The sequence below is a fragment of the Leifsonia sp. genome (assembly GCF_051955155.1).
GTDB lineage: Bacteria > Actinomycetota > Actinomycetes > Actinomycetales > Microbacteriaceae > Leifsonia.
This window is the reverse complement of the sequence record NZ_JBQCGZ010000114.1, coordinates 18,135-32,075: the sequence shown is the minus strand read 5'-3', so window position 1 is coordinate 32,075 and position 13,941 is coordinate 18,135. Positions and strand designations below refer to the sequence as shown.

The following is a 13,941-nucleotide window of genomic DNA, read 5'->3' as shown; positions in this document are numbered from 1 at the left end:
CCTCCCGCCGCCGCCGGGGGGAGCGTGGGGTCAGACCCACCGCGTATTACGAAGATTCTCTGCTTACTCGGCCGTTTCGGGGCCATTTTCTGCGTACTCGGGTCGTGGGATGTGGGTAAGTTGGCTAGTGCGGGTCGCCCGCACCGAATGCGAAGGAGCGCCTGATGAACACTCCGGACGTCCTCGGTTGGGTCCTCATCGTCCTCGGCTTCGTGGCACTGGCGGCGTGGCTGACCTTCATCGTGATCGCCGCGGTGCAGGTCGTCCGCTCGAGCCGGATGGAGTACGCGAGCAAGCTGCTCTGGATTGCCGCCCTGGTGGTCTTCCCGCTGCCCGGCGTCGTCGCCTGGTATGCCGTCGGCGACCGCACCCGGCGGATCGAGAACGCCGTGCACAGCCGTTTTCGCTGAACCGAGCCTGCACCGGGTCCGACGCGGCGACTCCAGGAGATCGTCGTCGCAACCGGGCACGACACGTTCGCCGTCGCCGGCTGTGCTCTCCGGGCGGCGGCCGCGCGACCGATAGCCTCGGGAGCATGCGCAGCCTCTACCCGGAGATCGAGCCGTACGACAGCGGGATGCTGGATGTCGGCGACGGACAGCAGGTGTACTGGGAGACCAGCGGCAACCCGGACGGGAAGCCCGCGGTGTTCCTGCACGGCGGCCCCGGCGGAGGCACCACGCCCGCCCACCGCAGGCTGTTCGACCCCGAGCGCTACCGCATCGTGCTGTTCGACCAGCGCAACTGCGGGAAGAGCCTGCCGCACGCGAGCGACGCAGAGGCCGACCTCGCCGCCAACACGACCTGGAACCTGGTCGCCGACATGGAGCGGCTGCGCGAGCACCTCGGCATCGAGCGCTGGCAGGTCTTCGGCGGCTCGTGGGGGAGCGCCCTGGGCCTCGCCTACGCCGAGACGCATCCCGAGTGCGTGACCGAGCTCGTGCTGCGCGGCATCTTCACGCTGCGTCCGCACGAGCTGGACTGGTTCTACGAGGGCGGCGCGGCCGCGCTCTTCCCCGACCTGTGGGAGGGCTTCCTCGAGCCGGTGCCCGCGGAGGAGCGCGGCCACCTCATCCGCGCCTACAGCCGGCTGCTCGCCGACCCCGACCCCGCCGTGCACGGACCGGCCGCCGTCGCCTGGTCGCGCTGGGAGTCGTCCACGATCACGCTGCTGCCGCGGCCCGAGGTGGTCGCGAGCTTCACGGAGGAGAAGTACGCCGTCGCCTTCGCGCGCATCGAGAACCACTACTTCGTCAACGGCGGCTGGTTCGAACCGGAGCAGCTGATCCGCGACGCGCACCGGCTGGCGGACATCCCGGGCGTCATCGTGCAGGGCCGCTACGACGCCTGCACGCCGCCGATGACCGCGTGGGACCTGCACCGTGCGTGGCCGCAGGCGGAGCTGCGGATGATCCCGGATGCGGGCCACGCGTACGACGAACCCGGCATCCTGGACGCGCTCATCGAGGCCACCGACCGGTTCGCCGACCGATGACGGCGCTGCTCACGAACGTGCGGCCGTGGGGCGGCGCCGCGAGCGACATCCTGATCGAGGACGGCACGATCGCGGCCATCGAGCCGCACCTGCCCGCGCGCGCGTCGGGCGACGCGATCGACGGCCGCGGGCTGCTCGCGCTGCCGGGGTTCGTCAACGCGCACGCGCACCTCGACAAGAGCTGGTGGGGCAAGCCGTGGGTGAGCTACGGCGGCGAGGCGACGACGCAGGGCCGCATCGCGCACGAGCGGGCGCACCGCGACGAGCTCGGCATCCCGAGTCCCGACGCCACGAGCGCCCTGCTGCGCGCCCTCGTCGCCCAGGGCACGACCGCGTTCCGGTCGCACGTGGATGTCGACCTCGGCGTCGGCCTGCGCGGGATCGCGGTGGTGCGGGAGGCCGTCGCGGGCCTCGGGCTGCCGGTCGCGCTGGAGATCGTCGCGTTCCCGCAGGACGGCGTGCTGCGCCGTCCGGGGGTCCTCGACCTGCTGGACGCGCGGCGGCGGAGGGCGCAGACCACATCGGCGGCCTGGACCCGGCGTCCATCGACAGGGACCCGGTCGGTCAGCTCGACGGCCTGTTCGGCATCGCCGACCGGCGCGGCGTCGGCATCGACATCCACCTGCACGACGGCGGCGAGCTGGGCGCGTTCCAGTACGAGCTGATCATCGAGCGCACCCGCGCGCTCGGCCTCGGCGGCCGGGTGAACGTGGCGCACGGCTTCGCGATCGGCGAGCTGCCGCCCGCGCGTCAGCAGGCGCTCGTCGAGGGGATGCGCGAGGCCGGGGTGTCGATCACGACGGTCGCGCCGATCAACGCGCCGCGGCTCCCGCTGCGGCTGCTGCGCGACGCCGGGATTCCGGTCGGGCTCGGAACGGACGGCATCCGCGACCTGTGGGGGCCCTACGGAGACGGCGACATGCTGCGGCTCGCGACCAGGCTCGCCCAGCTCTCCGGCGCGCGCCGGGACGAGGAGCTGACCGAGGCGGTGCGCATCGCGACCAGCGACGCCGGCGCGTTCGTCGGCCGTCCCGTGCACGACCTCGTCGCCGGGGCGCCGGCGGACGTCGTGCTCGTGGACGCGCAGAACGTCCCGGAGGCGCTGGTCGCGGCGCCCGCGCGCGAGCTGGTGCTCGTCGGCGGCGTCCCGGTCTGAGCCGGCGGCCTCAGCCGGCCAGCGCGGCCAGCGCCTGGCGCAGCTGGGTGGACGACGTCGTCATCGTGTAGGGGAAGTAGACGACCTCGACGCCGACGGCCGCGAACTCGCGCTCCAGCCGCAGGCCCTTCTCGGTGCCGCGCCAGTCGTCGCCCTTGAAGAACACGTCGAAGCGCAGCTCGCGCCAGGTGTCCAGCTTGTCCGGCACCGTTTCGGCGACCGCCTCGTCCACGTACTCGATGCTCCGCACGATCTCCAGCCGCTCGGCCAGCGGGATGACCGGGTCGACGCCCTTCGTCAGCCGCAGCATCTCGTCCGAGACGACTCCCGCGATCAGATGGTCGCACTGGCTCTTCGCGTGCTTGAGGATGTTCAGGTGTCCGATGTGGAACAGGTCGAACGCTCCTGCTGCGTAGCCGACGCGAACGGTCACGGGTCGCCTCCTTCGGGTTGAGGGATTCTCACCTATTGTCCACATAAAGTGAGGAGTTGTCACTACTGCCGCCGACCGCGGCCCGCTTGTCACCCGAACGGGGTGGGAGCGAAGGGGTGTTTGTTGAGACTTTCTCAACTAGACTGCCCGCACGGCCCGACCGCCGCAGGGAAGCCCGATCCCGAACCGGGTTCCGTGCTGTCCGGGTCGCAGTGAGAGACCTGGAGGGGACAGATGACGATCGACGACAGCTCCACGTCGTACGGCGAGATCGTGCGCCGGCTCGCGGGAGCGCAGAAGGTCTCGTTGCCCGGCTCTCCCCCCTACTCCGTCTACGTCAACCGCAAGGTGGGCCGCCTCATCGCCGCGTGGGCCTACCGCGCCGGCCTCACCCCGAACGCCGTGACCGCCGTTTCGGCGACCCTGACCTTCGCCGGCATCCTGTGCATCGCGCTCGTGCCGCCCGCGCCCTGGACCGGCATCCTGGTCTGGCTGCTGCTGGCGCTCGGCTACGCGTTCGACTCTGCGGACGGCCAGGTCGCGCGGCTGCGCGGCGGCGGCTCCCCGGCGGGCGAATGGCTGGACCACGTGGTGGACGCCGCCAAGCTCTCGAGCCTCCACATCGCCGTCGCCATCGCCATGTTCCGCTTCTTCGCGCTGCCGTCGGCGTGGTGGCTGCTGCTCCCGCTCCTCTATACGGTCGTCTCCGCCGTCACGTTCTTCGGGATGATCCTCAACGACCTGCTGCGCCAGGCGCGCGGCGGCGGCGCGGCCCGCCGGCCGGGCGCCCGCTCCGCCGCCCACACGATCCTGCTGCTGCCGACCGACTACGGCATCCTCTGCTTGGTGTTCGTGCTGCTCGGCTGGCCGATGGTCTTCACCATCGCCTACGGCCTCTTCTTCATCGCCAACCTCGGAGCTCTCGCGCTCGCGCTCCCGCGCTGGTTCGGGCAGATGAAGCAACTCGGGAAGGAAAGCTGATGTCAACGCACGAGAAGCAGCCGCCGGAGCTCGGCGGGACCAGACGGACGAGGAACGTCGTCCTCCTCGCGGTCGCGGCGGTCGTCGTGATCGGGCTCGCCACGGCGGGCATCTGGTGGGGCGTCGCGAACGGCTCGGCATCGTCGCCGGTCGCCGCGGAGTCCCCGAGCAGCCCGGCCCCGGCTCCGCACTCCTCCGCCTCCCCAACCCCGTCGGCGCCGAAGCCCTCGACCGCGAAGCCGGCTCCGACCGCCACCTCCAAGCCCACCGCCCAGCCCGGAGCGGCCGGAGCGGCGCTGCCGCAGCGGGAGCCGATCGCGCTGAGCACGAAGACCACCGTCGACAAGGGCGTCACGGTGACCATGTCGAAGCTCGAGGCCGTCAAGGGCGAGGCGAGCGGTCCCGGCGAGGTTGCCGGACCCGCCATACGGTTCACGCTCGTCTTCGCCAACCCCGGCGCCGCCGCGTATGGCAGCCAGCCGATCGTCGTCAACGCCTACTACGGCCAGGACAACACCCCGGCGCTGCCATTGAGCGGACCCGGAGCGACCACCCTGGCCGCCAGCATCCCGGCGCACTCGAGCGCGTCGGCGACCTATGTCTTCACCGTGCCGGAGGACCAGCGTGGGTCCGTCACGATCACGGTGGACTATCAGGCGGGTGCGCCCGCCATCGCCTTCCAAGGCGCCGCCCCGAAGTGAGCCAGGCCCCCCAATACGGGGGATCCGGTCCTCACTCGTCCCGTTAACTGAGGTAAGCTCAGCGCCAATAAACTGAGAATTTGTCGATAAAACCCCCGAGCACCCGAAACGACGATTCTCCTCGAACCCGAACACAGGATGAAACCGTGACTGCTTCGCACGAACCTCCCGCAGGCGGCGGGACACCACAGGAGATGGCGGATCCCCCGCGCCGGAGCCGCAGGCGCCGACGCGCCGCGATCGGAATCGTCGCTGCGGCCGCAGCGATCCTGGCCTCCCTCGTCGCCGTCCAGCCTGCACTGGCCGACACCGCACCGCCCCCCGGAGATCCCGCGACGGTCAGCGCCGACCCGTTGCCCACCGTCCAGATGGACGGCGTCGCCTGGGCGGAACAGATCGTCGGCAACACGGTCTACGTCGGCGGACAGTTCGCCAACGCGCGGCCCGCGGGCGCCGCCGCTGGGACCAACCTCACGCCGCGCGCGAACCTGCTCGCCTTCGACCTCACCACCGGAGCCCTGAACACCTCGTTCAACCCCGCTCCGAACGCGCAGGTCAAGGCGTTCGCGGTCTCGCCGGACGGATCGAGGCTGTACGTCGGAGGCAGCTTCACCACGATCGGGGGCGCGACCCGCTACCGGCTCGCGGCGTTCAACACCGCGACCGGCGCGCTCATCACGAGCTTCGTGCCGATCATCAACGCGACCGTGAACGGCATCGTCGCGACGAACTCGACGGTCTACGCCGTCGGCGCGTTCGGCTCGGCAGGCAACCAGTCGCGCACGTACGCCGCGGCCTTCTCGGCGACCAACGGCGCGATCCTGCCGTGGGCACCGACCGTCGCGGGAGGCACCGCCCAGCACATCGTGATGTCGCCGGACGGCTCCAAGGTCGTCATCGGCGGCAACTTCACCTCCGTCAACGGCTCCTCCAACCCCGGGTACGGCCTCGCCGCGCTCACCCCGGACACGGCGACGCTGCTGCCGTGGAACGTCAACAACCTCATCCGCAACGGCGGCAGCCAGGCCGCGATCGAGGCGCTGCACGCCGACGCGTCCGGCATCTACGGCTCGGGCTACGTGTTCGGCTCCGGCGGAAACCTGGAGGGCTCCTTCCGGGCCGACTGGGCGAACGGCGACCTGGTCTGGGTGGAGGACTGCCACGGCGACACCTACGACATCACCGTGCTGCAGGGCGTCGAGTACGCGGTCGGGCATCCGCACTACTGCGGCAACATCGGCGGCTTCCCGCAGACCAGTCCCGACTGGACGTTCCACCGCGCGCTGGCGTTCACCACGGACGTCCGCGGCACCGTCACGAACGACCCGTACGGCTACTACAACTTCGCCGGCAACCCGCGTCCCGACCTGCTCAACTGGTTCCCGGACGTCAACACGGGTACCTACACCGGCCAGAGCCAGGGGCCGTGGAGCAACGACTCCGCCGGCAACTACCTCGTCCTCGGCGGCGAGTTCACCCGGGTGCAGGGCAAGGCGCAGCAGGGCCTCGTCCGGTTCGCCATGCCGTCGGTCGCGCCGCTGAAGATCGGCCCGCAGATCCAGACGGCCTCGTACAGCCCGAACGTCATCTCGCTCACCGAGGGGACGGCGCGGATCAGCTGGAAGACGAACTGGGATCCGGACAACAAGACGCTGACCTACGACGTCATCCGCGGCGATGCGACGGGTCACCCGATCTACACGACTCAGGTCACGACGCCGTTCTGGCAACCGAAATCGTTGGTGTTCACCGATACCGGGCAGACACCGGGCTCGACGCAGGACTACCGGATCAGGGTCACGGACCCGAACGGCAACACGATGTACAGCTCGCGGGTCTCGGTGACGATCGCCGCCTCCGGGTCCATGACGCCGTACGCCTCCAGCGTGCTGAACGCCACGCCCGAGTACTACTGGCCGCTCAACGAGAGCTCGGGGAGCAACGCCTACGACTGGGCGAACGGCAACGACGCGACCCTGAACGCCGGCGTGACCCGCTCCGGCACCGGTCCGCTGAACCCGGACAGCACGACCGCCGCGGTCTTCGACGGCGCCAGTGACGGGTTCTTCGCATCGCCCACCAACGAGGACGGAGCGAACACGTTCACCGCGCAGGCCTGGATCAAGACGACCACCACCAGGGGCGGCAAGATCCTCGGCTTCGGCAACCAGAGCACCGGCGACTCCGGCAGCTACGACCGGCACGTGTACATGGCCAACAACGGCCGCGTGTACTTCGGCGTGTACCCCGGCGGCGTTCAGACTCTGAACACCCCGACCGCGCTGAACGACGGGAAGTGGCACCAGATCACCGCGACGCTGGGCAGCAACGGCATGGTCCTCTACGTCGACGGCCTGCGGGTCGCCAGCAGGGCGGACGTGACGACGGGACAGGCGTACAACGGCTACTGGAGGGTCGGTGGTGACAACCTGAACGGGTGGACCAGCCAGCCGTCCAGCAACTACTTCGCCGGCACCATCTCCCAGGTCGCCATCTACCCGTCGGTGCTGAGCAAGCAGCAGGTCGCGTCGATGTACCAGGCTGCCGGGTACACCCTCAACGTGCCGCCGGCTCCCGCCGACGCGTACGGAGCGTCGGTGTACAAGAGCGACCCCGACCTGTACTGGCGTCTCGCCGACACCGGGACGACCGCCGCCGACTCCGGCGTCTACGGCCAGACCGGCACCTACCGGGGCATCTACACCCACAACCAGACCGGCGCCCTGATCGGCGTCAGCAACCGGGCCACCTCGTTCAGCGGGGTCAACGGGATCGCCGTCAGCAACACGCAGGTGTCGAACCCGACGACCTACTCGCTGGAGGGCTGGTTCAAGACGAACACCACGACCGGCGGCAAGCTGATCGGCTTCGGCGACGCGCAGACGGGGCTGTCGAGCAACTACGACAGGCACGTCTACATGCAGGACGACGGCCGGCTGGTCTTCGGCACCTGGACCGGGCAGGCGAACACCATCACCTCCCCGACACCGCTGAACGACAACAAGTGGCACTACGTGGTCGCCACCCAGGCGTCCGACGGCATGGTGCTCTACGTCGACGGCGTCTCGGTGGGGACCAACCCTCAGACCGGGGCCCAGGCCTACAACGGCTACTGGCGGATCGGCGGCGACAACACGTGGGGATCGAGCAGCGCGTACTTCAAGGGCACGCTCGACGAGATCGCGGTCTACTCGACCGAGCTCTCGGCGGCGACCGTCGCGAACCACTACTCGCTCGGCACCACCGGGACCCCGGCGAACCAGCCGCCCACGGCGTCCTTCACGGCGTCGTCGGCCGGCCTGATCGCCTCGGTGGACGCCTCGGCGTCGACCGACCCGGACGGGACGATCGCGGGCTACTCGTGGAACTGGGGTGACGGCTCCAGCACCACCGGCGTCACCTCGTCGCACACCTACGGCGCGGCCGGCACCTACGCGGTCACGCTGACGGTCACCGACAACGCCGGTGCGACCACGTCCAGCTCGCAGCAGGTCACGGTCGCCCCGGTGCCGAACCAGCCCCCGACGTCGTCGTTCACGGTGACGCCGAGCAACCTGACGGTGAACACGGACGCCTCGGCGTCCTCCGACCCCGACGGCTCGATCATCGGCTACGCGTGGGATTGGGGTGACGGCTCCACCGGGACCGGTGTCACCGCGAACCACACCTACGCGGCGGGTGGGACGTACACGATCACGCTGACCACGACGGACGACAGCAACGCGACCACGAGCTCCACCAAGCAGGTCACGGTCACTCCGCCGAACCAGGCCCCGACCGCGGCGTTCACGTCGTCGGCGAACTCCCTGGCGGTGAGCGTGGACGGCACCGGCTCGAGCGACCCGGACGGCACGATCGCCTCGTACGCCTGGAACTTCGGAGACGGCGGGACCGGCACCGGTGCCACCGCGTCGCACACCTACGCGGCGGGCGGGACCTACGCGATCACGCTGACCGTCACCGACAACCAGGGCGCGACGAACAGCATCACCAAGCAGGTGACGGTGGTCAAGGCGAACGTGGCCCCGACGGCGTCGTTCACGGCGAACGCGAACGGCCTGGCCGTGAGCGTCGACGGGTCCGCGTCCAGCGACCCGGACGGCTCCATCGCCTCCTACGCCTGGAACTTCGGCGACGGAGGAACGGGCACGGGAGCGACGGCGTCGCACACCTACGCGAGCGCGGGCACCTACACGGTCACGCTGACCGTCACCGACAACCAGTCGGCGACGGGCACCGCGTCAAGGTCGGTGATCGTCACTTCCGGCACGGGCACGGCGCTCGCAGCGGACGCGTTCGGCAGGACGGTCGCGAACGGCTGGGGCACCGCCGACAGCGGGGGCGCCTGGACCCTCTCCGGGACGGCGGCGAACTTCTCCGTCGGCAACGGGGTCGGCGCCATCGCGATCCCGATCGGCCAGACGCGCACCGCCCGGCTCGGCTCGGTGTCCTCCGCGGCCACCGATGTCCAGGCGTCGTTCACCGTCGACAAGGCGGCGACCGGCGGCGGTCAGTTCGCCGGGGTCATCGGCCGCCAGGTCGGCAGCACGGCGTTCATCGGCCGGGCTTGGATCAAGGCGGGAGGCGCGGTGCAGGTCCAGATCCTGGAGGGCGGCACCACCATCAAGGCGCTGAACATCGCCGGACTCACCTGGACGCCGGGCATGGTGCTCAACGTCCGGATGACGACGGTGGGCGACGGCACGACCACGACGCTGAACGCCAAGGTGTGGGACGCGTCGCAGGCCGAGCCGACGGCGTGGCAGGCGACGGCGACCAGCACCACGGCCGCCATGCAGGCCGCGGGCAGCGTCGGGATCGCGTCCTACATCTCCGGTTCGGCGACGGACGCGACGACCACGCTGAGCGTCGACAACTTCAGCGCGAAGACCGCTCAGTAGTCTGGCTCATCCAGATGGCGGGGGGTCCGGGACAGGCGAAGGCCGTCCCGGACTCCCCGCCATCCCGCGCGCACGGCCTCGGTCGAGGTGAGGAACTGCCGCCTGCCGCCCTGCAGCAGGATCTCCCACGCCACCGGCAGGGTCGCGCGGCGCCAGGCGCGCACCGTCTCCGGCGGCAGGTTCCTGGCGGCGAACAGCAGCCGGTTGCGGATGTTGTAGTAGTAATAGGTGCCGGATTTCGCCGCTCCGGCGTGCGATCCGTCCGCCCGCTGCGTTCCGCCCTCGTCGTGCACGGCCGTCGCCTCCTCGACCAGCGCGAGCGTACCGCCGGCGCGGGTGACCCGCAGGGACAGGTCGACGTCCTCCCAGTACAGGAAGTACTCGTCGGCGAACCCGCCCGCCGCATCCCACAGCCGGTCGGTGAGGAGCAGGCAGGCTCCGCTCAGCCAGGGCACGCGCTCGCCGGGGACGGTGCCGCGCCGGGCGGCGGAGCGGATGCGCCCGTCGCTGAGGTAGACGTCGGAGCCGACCGACCACGTCGATCCGTCGATGCGTCGGACGACGGGGGAGAGCATCGTCATCGGCTCGGCGACCGAGCGCGCGAGGAGCGCCTGGATGCTGGGCCGCTGGATGGTCGCGTCCGGGTTCAGCAGCAGGAACCGGCGGGCGCCGAGCTCGCGGGCGCGCGCGACCCCCACGTTCATCCCTGTGCCGAAGCCGAGATTGTCGTCCGGCTCCACCACATGCCAGCCGAGCGGCTCGGCGAGCGCGCGCAGCGCCATCCGCTCCCGGTCGGTGGAGAAATTGTCCACGACCACGATCGTCGCCTCGGGGACATCGGCGGCGACGGCCGCCAGGTTTCTCGACAGCAGCGCCGACGACCCGTAGTTCACCACCACGATCGCCAGATCGTCCGACTCGTCCGGGAGCCCTGATGCTGTCATGATGTCCATCGTGCACCACGTCGTGATCGCCGTGCTTACTTTCCGCAGGCCCGCGGACATCCGGGCGGTCCTCCCCGCGCTCGCGCGCGAGGTCGAGACCGTCGCGGAGCTGCCGTTCTCGGTGCGCATCCAAGTGGTGGACAACGACGCGGACGGGAGCGCGCGCGACGCCGTCGCCGGGCTCGCGGAGGCGCTGCCGGTGTCCATCCGCTACGCGGTGGAGCCCGTGCCTGGCATCTCGGCCGCGCGGAACCGCGCGCTGAGCGAGGCGGCGGACGACGACATCCTCATCTTCATCGACGACGACGAGCGTCCGGAGCCCGGCTGGCTCTCCGCGCTCCTGACCACCCGGCAGCTGACCGGCTCCGAGGGGGTCGTCGGCCCGGTGCGCAGCACCTTCGAGGTGCAGCCGGACGCCTGGATCGAGGCCGGCGGCTTCTTCGTGCGCCGCAGGCTGGAGACCGGGACGCCGGTCGAGGTCGCCGCGACGAACAACCTGCTCATCGATCTCCGCTTCGTGCGCGCGCACGGCCTCCGGTTCGATCTCGACTTCGGCATCACGGGCGGCGACGACACGATGTTCACGCGGGAGTTCGTGCGCGCCGGAGGTCGCATCCTCTGGTGCGCCGAGGCGATGGTCGTGGACGTGGTCCCCGCGGCGCGGATCAGTCACCGCTGGGTGATGCTGCGCGCCTTCAGCAGCGGCAACGGCTGGTCGCTCACCTCGCTGAAGCTCGCCGCGACGCCCGCCGAGCGGTGGCGCACGATCGCCGAGCTCCTGGCCGCGGGTGCCGTGCGGTTCGCGGGCGGCTGCGTGCGCGTCGTCGCCGGGATCCTGACCGGGTCGCTGCAGCATCGCGCGCGCGGCGCGCGGACGATCGCGCGGGGGCTCGGGATGCTCTCGGGGGCGGCGGGCTACCGTTACCAGGAGTACCGGCGCCGCTGAGCGGTCGCGGTCGCGTGCGACCGTGCGCCGGCCAGCTGCACGGCACGCCGGTAGGCGCCGACGTGCTCAGCGCCGACGGCCGTCCACTCGCGCGCGGACAGGTCCGGCCGGCCGGTCGGCGGGTCGTCGCGCACGGCCTCGAGCGCGTGCAGGAGCACCTCGGTGGTGAGCTCGCCGGGATAGCGCCGTACCCACGCCTCGCCCACCTCGGCCGCGAGCGCCCGGTTGACGTCGTTGTCGGGGATGAGAACGGGGCGGTCGAGAGACAGCGCGGCGAGGGTGCCGCCCGAGTTGTGCATCTCGCGGTACGGGAGGACGACGAGCTGCGCCGCCGTCGCGATCGCGACCAGTTCCTCGTCCGTGAGGAAGCCGAAGCTGAGCGAGATGCGCTCGTCGCCGGCCGCGAGAGCGGTGATGTCGGCGGCGAGCTCCGGCGTCGACGGTCGGCCGCCGATCTGCAGCGACGCATCCCGCGGCAGCCCGCGGAAGGCGGCCACCAGGCCCTCCACGTTCTTGTACCGGCGGATCAGGCCGAAGTAGCCCAGCCTCCCCGGTACGGTCGAGCGGCGCGGGACGCCCTCGAACCAGCCGCGGTAGTGGCCGTGCAGGATCGTGACCGCCTCTGCGCCCTCCGGCAGCGGGGTCAGCGGGTTGAGCGTGATCCGCAGCGTCGTGAGGCGCGCGAACCGGCCGAGCAGGAAGCGCTGCCTGCGGTTGATGCCCTCCGGCAGCTCCAGGTTGTGGACGGTCCGCACCACCGGGATGCGCAGCACGGCGAGCCGGACCAGGAGCAGCGCCGTCAGCAGCTGACGGACCAGTGCCCGCAGCGGCGTCCTGCCCTCCACCAGGATCTCCGGCCAGTGGATGTGGAAGACGTCGTAGCGGCGGGTGAGTGCGGTGCGCCACGAGAACGTCAGCAGCTCCGCGTCGCCCTGCGCGCGGATCGCCTGCGCCAGCATGACGATGTACGGGTTCGTGGTCGCGCGCGGCTCGGGGAAGGACTGCAGCACCACGATGCGTCGATCGGTCACGAGGACACCGCTTTCAGGTCGTCGCGGCCGCGTTCCAGCAGGGTCATCCCGATGAGGAGCGTCAGCAGCGTCACGGACGAGTACCAGGGGCCGAAGAACAACGACCAGAGCGTCCGCACCGCCAGGTAGATGAGCAGGGCGCTCGCGGTCCTTCTCGCGACGCTGTGCCCCAGCCCGCGCAGGATGTACCAGAGCAGAGCCGCCGAGAGCGCCAGCCCGGCGACGCCGTAGTTCGCCCACAGGTCGCCGACCATCGAGTGCAGCTCGAAGCCGGTGCCGAACATGAAGTTCTCGACGTAGCCGTTGTTGGGGTCGTAGTTGATCGCGTGCATCCCCTGTTTGGCGACGAGCACTTGGGTGGAGTCGGCGTACACCCCGGAGCCGAAGCCGAAGGGGTAGTGCTGCATGAGCGAGGCGGTGGCCGCGAGCTCCGGTCTGCCGCCGAGGATGAGCGAGCCCGACGTGTCGATCTGCGCGATGGTCCGCTGCTGGGTGGCCGCGCCGAGCGCACCGTCGACGATGAGCGACTGGCCGACGTTGTAGGCGATGGCGGACAGAAGCAGCAGCCCGAGCAGCACGCGCGCGGTGGACGCCTTCCTGGTGTGCTGCGTCGGCCGCAGCTGCCAGACGACGAGGACGCCGGTGAGCAGCAGGATCGCGAAGCCGCTGCGCGCGTCACTCGCCATCGACAGCGCGGAGAGGGCGACCACGATGACCAGCTCGACTCCGCGGCTCCTGCGGATCATGGCGATGCTCAGCGCGATCACGGTGACCGGGACGGCGAACACGAACTTCCAGGGGTTGCCGCCGGCGAGCAGGCCGTGCGGGTCGATGCCGCCGAGCAGCCCGATCCCGAAGAACAGGCCGAGGCTCCACAGGGGAAGCAGGGTGCGCGCCCAGAGCACGACCCCGATCGTCAGCATGGTGCCGATGATGACGAAGGTGTTCTGCAGGGCCAGGCCGTTGCCGGTGTGCGCGGTCCCGCGGGCGAGCGCGGTGAGCAGGTAGCCGTTGAGCGCGGCGGCGACGCCGAGCGCCATGAGCAGGATCCCGCCGCGGTAGCGGCGAAGCACCGGGATCCAGACCGGGAGCAGCAGCACGGCGAGCAGGTACCCGGCCGTCAGGCCCTGGGGGAGCTGGATGCGGGCGCCGATGACGACGAGGGAGAAGGCGGCGACGATACGCCCGAACGTCTGCATCGCGCTGGGGTGCGCACCGGATGCCTGGGCGGTTCGCAGCGGCGCGGAGGCGCGACCGTTCCCGGACCCTGCTGTGAAGCGGAGCGGCGAGGGGTCGGCCACGGCCATCTGCGCATCCTTCCGGCTGATTATGAGATTATCTCATTCAGGGGCG

12 protein-coding genes are annotated in these 13,941 nt (G+C 70.7%); 8 read left to right on the top strand and 4 right to left on the bottom strand.

Annotation, left to right across the window (positions count from 1 at the left end):
- Positions 1-164 precede the first annotated feature (164 nt).
- From ACTHMF_RS12340 to ACTHMF_RS12325, 4 genes are all read left to right on the top strand, one after another.
- Positions 165-410 (top strand): PLDc N-terminal domain-containing protein, encoded by a 246-nt coding sequence (locus tag ACTHMF_RS12340; protein ID WP_440317912.1) that lies wholly within the window; start codon positions 165-167, stop codon positions 408-410.
- 125 nt (positions 411-535) lie between these two features.
- A complete protein-coding gene (gene pip, locus ACTHMF_RS12335; RefSeq protein ID WP_440317910.1) occupies positions 536-1,495 on the top strand; it encodes a prolyl aminopeptidase in 960 nt (319 codons plus the stop codon).
- A complete protein-coding gene (locus ACTHMF_RS12330; protein ID WP_440317916.1) occupies positions 1,492-2,160 on the top strand; it encodes a hypothetical protein in 669 nt (222 codons plus the stop codon). The genes pip and ACTHMF_RS12330 overlap by 4 nt, the downstream gene beginning before the upstream one ends.
- The gene (locus ACTHMF_RS12325; RefSeq protein WP_440317914.1) at positions 2,073-2,651 is read left to right on the top strand and encodes an amidohydrolase family protein; all 579 of its coding nucleotides are present in this window, start codon (positions 2,073-2,075) and stop codon (positions 2,649-2,651) included. The genes ACTHMF_RS12330 and ACTHMF_RS12325 overlap by 88 nt, the downstream gene beginning before the upstream one ends.
- Before the next feature lie 10 nt (positions 2,652-2,661).
- Here the strand turns inward: ACTHMF_RS12325 and ACTHMF_RS12320 are convergent, their stop codons facing one another.
- Positions 2,662-3,084 carry an adenylyltransferase/cytidyltransferase family protein gene (locus ACTHMF_RS12320; protein ID WP_314148470.1) on the bottom strand — a complete coding sequence of 141 codons (423 nt, stop codon included), beginning with the start codon at positions 3,082-3,084 and terminating at the stop codon, positions 2,662-2,664.
- Positions 3,085-3,318: 234 nt separating this feature from the next.
- On the opposite strand from ACTHMF_RS12320, the gene ACTHMF_RS12315 reads away from it, so the two are divergent.
- From ACTHMF_RS12315 to ACTHMF_RS12305, 3 genes are all read left to right on the top strand, one after another.
- On the top strand, positions 3,319-4,065 hold the full coding sequence (locus tag ACTHMF_RS12315; RefSeq protein ID WP_314148469.1) for a CDP-alcohol phosphatidyltransferase family protein: 747 nt from the start codon (positions 3,319-3,321) through the stop codon (positions 4,063-4,065).
- Entirely contained in the window at positions 4,065-4,766 is a 702-nt protein-coding gene (locus ACTHMF_RS12310; protein ID WP_440317909.1) for a hypothetical protein, read from the top strand. Before ACTHMF_RS12315 ends, ACTHMF_RS12310 begins: the two co-directional genes overlap by 1 nt.
- Positions 4,767-4,960: 194 nt before the next feature.
- Positions 4,961-9,667: a PKD domain-containing protein gene (locus tag ACTHMF_RS12305; protein ID WP_440317908.1), complete on the top strand. Its 4,707-nt coding sequence runs from the start codon at positions 4,961-4,963 to the stop codon at positions 9,665-9,667.
- On the opposite strand, the gene ACTHMF_RS12300 is transcribed toward ACTHMF_RS12305, so the two are convergent.
- Positions 9,661-10,611, bottom strand: coding sequence for a glycosyltransferase family 2 protein (locus ACTHMF_RS12300; RefSeq protein ID WP_440317907.1), 951 nt, complete (start codon positions 10,609-10,611; stop codon positions 9,661-9,663). The two genes, ACTHMF_RS12305 and ACTHMF_RS12300, sit on opposite strands and share 7 nt — an antisense overlap.
- On the opposite strand from ACTHMF_RS12300, the gene ACTHMF_RS12295 reads away from it, so the two are divergent.
- Positions 10,610-11,557 carry a glycosyltransferase family 2 protein gene (locus ACTHMF_RS12295; protein WP_440317905.1) on the top strand — a complete coding sequence of 316 codons (948 nt, stop codon included), beginning with the start codon at positions 10,610-10,612 and terminating at the stop codon, positions 11,555-11,557. The two genes, ACTHMF_RS12300 and ACTHMF_RS12295, sit on opposite strands and share 2 nt — an antisense overlap.
- Here the strand turns inward: ACTHMF_RS12295 and ACTHMF_RS12290 are convergent.
- Positions 11,533-12,588: a glycosyl transferase gene (locus ACTHMF_RS12290; protein ID WP_440317904.1), complete on the bottom strand. Its 1,056-nt coding sequence runs from the start codon at positions 12,586-12,588 to the stop codon at positions 11,533-11,535. The two genes, ACTHMF_RS12295 and ACTHMF_RS12290, sit on opposite strands and share 25 nt — an antisense overlap.
- A complete protein-coding gene (locus ACTHMF_RS12285) occupies positions 12,585-13,895 on the bottom strand; it encodes a hypothetical protein (protein ID WP_440317902.1) in 1,311 nt (436 codons plus the stop codon). Before ACTHMF_RS12285 ends, ACTHMF_RS12290 begins: the two co-directional genes overlap by 4 nt.
- Positions 13,896-13,941 lie beyond the last annotated feature (46 nt).

Coding starts and splice junctions, on each gene's coding strand:
- ACTHMF_RS12295 (WP_440317905.1), top strand. CDS start 10,610: ATGATGTCCATCGTGCACCACGTCGTGATCGCCGTGCTTACTTTCCGC.
- ACTHMF_RS12285 (WP_440317902.1), bottom strand. CDS start 13,895: ATGGCCGTGGCCGACCCCTCGCCGCTCCGCTTCACAGCAGGGTCCGGG.
- ACTHMF_RS12340 (WP_440317912.1), top strand. CDS start 165: ATGAACACTCCGGACGTCCTCGGTTGGGTCCTCATCGTCCTCGGCTTC.
- ACTHMF_RS12305 (WP_440317908.1), top strand. CDS start 4,961: ATGGCGGATCCCCCGCGCCGGAGCCGCAGGCGCCGACGCGCCGCGATC.
- ACTHMF_RS12310 (WP_440317909.1), top strand. CDS start 4,065: ATGTCAACGCACGAGAAGCAGCCGCCGGAGCTCGGCGGGACCAGACGG.
- pip (WP_440317910.1), top strand. CDS start 536: ATGCGCAGCCTCTACCCGGAGATCGAGCCGTACGACAGCGGGATGCTG.
- ACTHMF_RS12330 (WP_440317916.1), top strand. CDS start 1,492: ATGACGGCGCTGCTCACGAACGTGCGGCCGTGGGGCGGCGCCGCGAGC.
- ACTHMF_RS12315 (WP_314148469.1), top strand. CDS start 3,319: ATGACGATCGACGACAGCTCCACGTCGTACGGCGAGATCGTGCGCCGG.
- ACTHMF_RS12300 (WP_440317907.1), bottom strand. CDS start 10,611: ATGACAGCATCAGGGCTCCCGGACGAGTCGGACGATCTGGCGATCGTG.